The sequence below is a fragment of the Candidatus Methylomirabilota bacterium genome (assembly GCA_027293415.1).
In the GTDB taxonomy this organism is placed as follows: Bacteria; Methylomirabilota; Methylomirabilia; order Methylomirabilales; family CSP1-5; genus CSP1-5.
Genome location: JAPUFX010000108.1, coordinates 1 through 6,722 on the forward strand (window position 1 = coordinate 1; position 6,722 = coordinate 6,722).

The 6,722-nt window shown below is 55.9% G+C and carries 6 protein-coding genes; 2 read left to right on the forward strand and 4 right to left on the reverse strand.

The window, feature by feature from the left end; genetic code table 11:
• Nucleotides 1–554: 554 nt before the first annotated feature.
• Nucleotides 555–1,649 (reverse strand): serine protease, encoded by a 1,095-nt coding sequence (locus O6929_08000; protein ID MCZ6480328.1) that lies wholly within the window; start codon nt 1,647–1,649, stop codon nt 555–557.
• 657 nt (nt 1,650–2,306) lie between these two features.
• Between O6929_08000 and O6929_08005 the strand changes: the two genes are divergently transcribed.
• Nucleotides 2,307–2,525, forward strand: a complete 219-nt coding sequence (locus O6929_08005) for a hypothetical protein (protein MCZ6480329.1) — start codon at nt 2,307–2,309, stop codon at nt 2,523–2,525.
• Nucleotides 2,526–2,602: 77 nt separating this feature from the next.
• Here the strand turns inward: O6929_08005 and O6929_08010 are convergent, their stop codons facing one another.
• The 3 genes from O6929_08010 to O6929_08020 form a co-directional block, all read right to left on the reverse strand.
• Nucleotides 2,603–2,938, reverse strand: coding sequence for a hypothetical protein (locus O6929_08010; protein MCZ6480330.1), 336 nt, complete (start codon nt 2,936–2,938; stop codon nt 2,603–2,605).
• 128 nt (nt 2,939–3,066) lie between these two features.
• Nucleotides 3,067–4,104 (reverse strand): hypothetical protein, encoded by a 1,038-nt coding sequence (locus O6929_08015; protein MCZ6480331.1) that lies wholly within the window; start codon nt 4,102–4,104, stop codon nt 3,067–3,069.
• A gap of 697 nt (nt 4,105–4,801) precedes the next feature.
• Entirely contained in the window at nt 4,802–6,256 is a 1,455-nt protein-coding gene (locus tag O6929_08020; GenBank protein ID MCZ6480332.1) for a hypothetical protein, read from the reverse strand.
• 286 nt (nt 6,257–6,542) lie between these two features.
• Between O6929_08020 and O6929_08025 the strand changes: the two genes are divergently transcribed.
• The coding region (locus tag O6929_08025) for a hypothetical protein (protein MCZ6480333.1) at nt 6,543–6,722 on the forward strand (180 nt) is incomplete at its 3' end.

Below are 6,722 nucleotides of genomic sequence, written 5' to 3' on the forward strand. Positions count from 1 at the left end.
AAAGGCTTATTCTCGAACACATAAATCGAAATTTTGGTCAAAGGGGGCACTTCCGAACTTGGAGGTCTGCGACCAATCTTAGGCACGCGCCCTTGGAAAGCAAAACGCCTTCCCGGGCCATGCTCCGCCCGAGAGGGCGTCTGGATTCTCTGCTGCACCAACGATTGCGCTGGCGGTGGGCTCGGAGCGATGCTTACCCCGGTTCCATGCCTATCTCCTGTAGCCTGTAGAATGGCGTAGTATCGCCCAAGCCGTCCGCCGGTGTCAAGCGCCTGGTGGGATCCCTCTGATTGTCGCGGGCAGGCCTCCGATCCCCTGTGAAGATTTCAACTACAAATCCTCCCCGAAGGTTACTGGTTGTAATCCACACCGCAGTCGATAGAGGGTGGTGAAAGGACACGCTTAGCCGTACTGAAAATCAAAACGCCCTTCCGGGCCATGCTTCGCCCAGAGGGCGTCTGAGTGTTTGCTGCGCCGTCGATTGTGCCGGAGGTGGGCTGAGAACTATGGCCAAACGGGTCCTATCCGTATCTCTCCTGTTGTGGGTCTAAGTATCACCTACGAGGGCCTGCTTTCACCATGCAAATCGCCCGGCGGAGTTTCTTAATCACATCATCTCGGCTCGCCGGAGCGGATTTCACGGTTTGGACATTGAACATCGGACGTGCGTGATCCGCCTTAATCGCCCAGTTGACGTTCTGTGGCAAGGTTCCCGTAACGGACAGCAAGGCTTCTATGGCGGCCGTCGAGGTCACAACCCCAACCACCTCACCAAGTTGGTTTACCACTGGACCACCGGAGTTCCCCGGCTGAATTGGAACAGAAATTTGCATGAGGAACTCCTTGTCTCCAGGCCCCGAGAGTGAACTGACGGACCCTTCAGTGAATTTCGATTCTTGACCCAGGAGATCCGGGGCAGGATAGCCCATCGTAAATACCCGCTCGCCCGTGTGAACAGAACCCATCGGGGCTAATGAAAGGAAGTGTGGCGTGCGGGGATCGATGCGCAGGATTGCAAGATCCTTCTTGGCATTAAACGTCCAGAGTTTCGCCTCTGTGACAGTTCCTTCTACCAAGTGAACTTGGATGGACTTTGCATCTTGAACGATGTGGTAGGCCGTCAACAAGGTCCCGTTCTGATTCACCGCGAAGCAAGTTCCACTAACCGCCTTAGCCTCAGGTTTCATCTCTGGAACGTCAGTTGCAGCGCGACTCTCGATATCCAAATCGTCCGTTTCCTCTGCCGGAGGCGGCGGGACTGGCGCCTGATTTATCGCCTGGACTCGGTCATCCTTGTCGTAGACGATCATAAGGCGCTTCTTCTCGATCCCGATGGCCTCGACCGGGGTGCCGATGATCTCCCATATGCCGAGGGTCAGCACGTCCATCACGGCATGGCCCACCGCCCGCCCGGTGCTCGGCTCATTCCCGAGCTCGTACGCGTAGATGTCTGTGCGTCCGCCGTCCGGGCGGGTCACCGAATCGACCGGGCTCCCAAGCTGCAGCTCCGCCTCGCCCCGGGTTGACCCGACACGGAAAGCGCCCAGGTTCGGCTCCTTCTTCCCACTCAGCGCCATACCGACGGAGCAGCCTGCTATACTGAAGAGGAAACAGATTCCTATTATCACAATCGATGCTCGCCTCACCATGATTGGACCCCCTTGGATGGTTGTGCTACTCAGTATCAGGGCTTGCCGGGTGACAGTTCGGTACCCGGTTGATGCGCCCTCTAGAAAGCAAAATGCCTTCGCGGGCTGTGCTCCGCCCGAGAAGGCGTCAGAATTTTTGGTGCGTCCTTCTATTGTACCTTGCGGTGAGCCAGAGGCTATACTTCGCCCCGGTAACAACTTACTACTACCTTGGGGGGTTAACCGATCCCCCGATCCAGCCATTACACCCGCGACAACCCGAAGGGTCGCCTGGTAGCTAGTATCTTTACTAGCGTAGGTACTCCCATGTCAAGCCCAAACCGCGGTTGTTTTAACGGAGCCATCCTTGGGGACCGGAGGCGGGTCGAGGGGGACAGGAAACCTCGGGCCTGTTGGACCCTACCCCATTCGGTTCCTGCTACCTGTGAAGCCTCTGGGAAGATTACAACTACAAATCTTCGCCGAAGGTTACTGGTTGTAATCCACACCGCAGTCGATACAGGGTGGTGAAAGGACACGCTTAGCCGTACTGAAAATCAAACCGCCCTCCCGGGCCGTGCTCCGCCCGAGAAGGCGTCTGAATGTGTGCTGCGCCGTCGATTGTGCCGGATCTGGGCAAGACGATATCCTCACCCCGGGGTGGACAAGGAAGCACTTGTGGGGGTCCGGCGTGGGCAGTGGAACGAGCCAAGGGATGTGGCGATCTATCTGTGTCGCAGAGAGTGTGGATCGACCCTGAAATGGATCGCTGCCCTGCTCTGGTTCCCCGCCTATACAACGGTTGGCCTGGCTTGTGGTCGGGTGGAGTCGAGGTTGGAGAATGATCGGTCCTTCAGGCAACGAGTGGACGGGCTCCTCAGAATGCTTCCTGGCTAATACCAAAGGAATTGTCAGTTGCAAACGTGACCCCTTCTTCATTAGACACCCTAGAACGTAGAAGGGGTTATGTCGCATTAGTTGGGGTCAAGCGCCCGAATCTCTCCGGTCTCTTGGACAGAAACCATATACCCCTCAATTGCAGAGGGAATCTGCATGAGGAGTTCTGGAGTCTTCTTCTCCACAAAAACCTTGATGCACGGCTTTCCCGCGCATTCCCCGATGGCCGTCCCCACAACGCCAGGGAGTGCCATCAGGGAATCGGTGTGTTCCTTCAGCACCGCCTCAATCTTCTTCTGCGCCATGGGCTTGCGCTCCGGTTGGTCGCTTGCTCCCTGCTGACCGCACGCCAACCCCGCAGCGAGGAGCCAGAAAAGGCCAATCATGACCACGAACGATCTCCGGAAACCCATGGAGCGACACCCGTCCTGATCGTCATCAACCCCTAAGCAAAGCTTCTTCAAACAAGCAGGGAAGAGGGCCCCAGTCTTCTTCGTTGCAAGCTCTACGCCGCGCGGCTTCCGGATATAGGTCTGGTGCGTTACTCCCCGTCGATGTCCACATTGAAGCGGCCCAGTATCAAGTCAATCCGGTTGGCGATGGCAAACTTTCCGCTGCTATCAGCGGCAAACAGCAACCCCACGGGCTTACGGTCGTCTTGCCCACCTTTAACAACTAGCAATGTTCCGGAATCCCCGGATTTCAGGAAGGGCTTCTTCTTGCTCTCGACGATGATCTGGTCCACAAATCTCGCCGTGCCAGAGCTGTAGCCAATATTAAGCGTGGCATTGATGCCAGTGATTGTTCCCTCGGTTAGCGAGGTGGTGCGCCCGTATTTCTGCACCGCCAGGCCGATAGTTGCCAAGGCAGTAGCCGATTTTGGCGTTCCGTAGCCGTCTGATGGCGTGGCATTGCCGAGATTGGCGGTAGACGATAGCGCTACCGCCGCATCGATTTTGTTGCTGGCACTAGTGGAGAAAACAATCGGCTCGAAATCGGCCAGGGTACCTATGACGTCGTTCGGGTTGTCGCCACATTTGGTATCCAAGCGCCCTGGCTGCAGTATGTTGCTGCCAATGGGAGCCTCATTTTCGAGGGCATAGACATGGTTATTGCTGAGGGCGTAGATGGTGTTACCATGCTTGACTCGCCCACCGATGCTGCCAGAGGAGCACTCGTCAATGTTCCCCGTGGAAACGCCGATCGGTACAGGCCGAGCAAATCTGTCCGTCGGGTCAACCTTGGGTGGTTTGCCCGGCTTGTCCGGCTTTGGAACAGCGAGGAGCTTGCCGGTCACCTGTACCACTACCGGGAACCCGTCAAGTGACCTTGGAAGCCCGGCGACTCCCGGGTGCTCGGTGAAGATCTTTACCACCGGCTTACCGTCAGCCTTGAGGCCCACGGCTGTGCCGACAACCCCTGGAATCATCAGCAGCTGAGGGTTATGCGCCTCCTGGGCTGCAATGGCACGGGCCAGTCCAACGTCAAATGGAGGAGGTGCGTACGCTGGCGATGCTGCTAGGACTGCCAGCAAGACAAGAGTAACCAGGGTTCCAAAGAGTAGCCGTAAGCGTCTCATAACCTCCCCTCAACTCAGTCCGCACAAAAAGATGTCCTCTCGGTGCAGATACGTTAGTGTCGCCTCCATCAGCTTGCGTACCCCGTCTCCTCGAAGCTAGCATGAAGCCTTCACCGCCAGCGTTTGCGATTTCAACGCCAAGCGACCGTGAGCTTCGGCCCACTTCTTTATGGTGGGGCTATCAAAAGCAAAATGCCCTCCGGGCCATATTCCGCCCAAAAGGGCGTCTGCTTGCGGGGTCCCCCTTCAATTGTGCCGGAGGTGGCTAATTGTTGGACTCACCCCGGTTTCATCGGTGCCTCCCTCTATAGGCCCCAAGTATCCCCAAGTAGGGTAGTGGTGTCAAGAGGCAGGACACTTCGATGGAGTATGGGGTTGCTTATCTCGCACGTTTTCCTTCCAGCTCCTGCCGTACCGCTTTGACCTCCTCCAGAATCTCCTCGTTGGAAAGGACGTCCTTCCACACTAACACGCGCCGCACGGTACATCCGGGATCAAACATTGCTAACCAGAAGGGGGCGGGAGCGGGCGCAATCCGCCGAAGCCCGGAAGATATGCTGGCGCTGGTTTCCCCGGCTGATGATGTGATAGACAGCTCCCTGATATTCAATGCAAATTGGATGAACCATCCAAATTTTTTATCATTCTTCCTTCAGGTCTTCAAGCGTGACCCCCAGCCCTTCCATTTTGGCGTGTGCTAACGTGGCCATCCCCGAGACCGTCCGCCTGTCCGGCCGGTTGGTGCCTTTTCAAAAATCTTCAGACCCAAAATATGCCTAAACGCTTCCATGACATCTTTCTTATCCCACTTAGAAGCCTCCTGCGGGTCTTTTCCCTGAAGGATTAGGTATCTCTGAATGAATTGTATGCCGAGGCCCTCATCAGTGATTGGTATGCCAAGACTCTCATCGATCCCGGCCCGAAAAGGGTCCGGAATGAAGTCATCAAAATCTCCGGATATCCCCAGGATAGGGCCCAAGGTCTCCAATAACCCCGCACCAAAACGTCCTGGCACTCTGCCATCACCATCTTTGTCCACAAATGGGTCTGTGAGAAAGATGAATTTGAGTCCCTTTTTACTGATTGGCGGGATGTCGGTCTGGAAGTGGGCGTTGATGGTTTCAATGAAGGCATTGGCCAGAAAGGCATGCCCAATATTTGAGGGATGCACCCCATCGAGACTGGAAAGTCCTCCGAGGAAACGAGGCGTAAGGGTGACGCCACGGAAGACGGGAGGGTCCGCAGCGATAGCATCAAACATTGCCTTGACATCTACGACAGGTATGCCAAAGGGGGCAACGGCATCTTCAATAATTTGATTAAAGACCTCGATTCTTTGCTGGATGAGTGTCACCTCATTTGCATCAAGGACGAAATTAGGGTCATTGAGAAGGCTGCCGTCATCCAGGCCGAGTCTGATGAGAAGCATCACCACGACACTCGTCAGATCGCCTTCTGCTAGACCGAAGTCAGAGCCCAAGAATTTCACCAGATCCTGGCGGTCAACTAAGAAACCGATTTGAGTAACATCCAGGATATTGGCAAAAATAACCGGGCTGTCTAATGCGTTTAGTCTTTGGACTATCTGGGCAAAGTCGGCAGAAAACTCCTGAACAGGGGTTAACTGCGATGCATCTAGCTCGTCAAAGGACGCGACGGCTGGAAGGACGTTGCCACCGCCAATCCAGCACACAATGAAAGGTGCCGCAACGGACTCAGCGATCTCGATCTGACTTGCCCGCCTGGGGAAAAGGACCAGATCCCTTTCTGAATCTATGTCGTCTTCGGTGATGGCGTCGGCTCGATCATTGAGCAATGATTCTACGTCCGAACCGGCCACGGCCAGGTTGGAAGCGGCAACGGACGGGATGAGACGCGATCGGTTTGACGTATCTCCCACCTCTCCAAGCGGTCCGCTTTTGATCAGGGGCAAGCTGAAAGGGACGCGGATCTGCCTGGCCAGGAATTTGAGGTAGCTGAATGGCTGGGTTCTCAAACTGGCATCCGCCGATTGCACCCCTTCGCCGATGCTGTCTCCCATTCCAATCATCCTCGCAGCATCCCCGGGTAGTCTGGGTGCTTTCACCGCGCACCCGGCCAGCCCGACCACCAGTGCCCCTGCACAAAGTGCCCTTCCTAACTTTTGAGACATTTCACCCTCCTCGTTGCTTCTCGTCTGTTCCTGAGGTGGCCGTGAGTATCCCCGACTGGGTCAGGGGGTGTTCGGGGGTATCCCGTAGGAGTATGTTGTGGATCCATCGAAAAGCCAAACGCCCTCCCGGGCCGTGCTCCGCCCACGAAGGCGTCGGAATTGTCTTATACGCCAACGATTGTGCCTAAGGTGGGCCAGGAGGCTATGGTCACCCCGGGTTTCATTGCTACTACCTGCGCGGTGCTAACCGCTCCCCGCTAAAATTCAAACCTTCTTTGAGGGCAGGATGGACTTCAGGGAGAAAGCTCATTCGGATTCTTCTGACCCTTCCGTCGGATTCTCTTGCCTACCGTGCGGCTTCTTGCCGACCATCAAGCTGGAGCTTGTCCACGATATTATGGATATGATTCCCTACGGCGGGTCACCGGCGAGGACCAGTTCCCATCCAGAGATGTGTATGCCCATG

What these genes read in the sequence shown, in the direction of transcription:
- O6929_08010 (MCZ6480330.1), bottom strand. Translation starts at nt 2,938, where the DNA reads ATGGGTTTCCGGAGATCGTTCGTGGTCATGATTGGCCTTTTCTGGCTC.
- O6929_08020 (MCZ6480332.1), bottom strand. Translation starts at nt 6,256, where the DNA reads ATGTCTCAAAAGTTAGGAAGGGCACTTTGTGCAGGGGCACTGGTGGTC.
- O6929_08000 (MCZ6480328.1), bottom strand. Translation starts at nt 1,649, where the DNA reads ATGGTGAGGCGAGCATCGATTGTGATAATAGGAATCTGTTTCCTCTTC.
- O6929_08015 (MCZ6480331.1), bottom strand. Translation starts at nt 4,104, where the DNA reads ATGAGACGCTTACGGCTACTCTTTGGAACCCTGGTTACTCTTGTCTTG.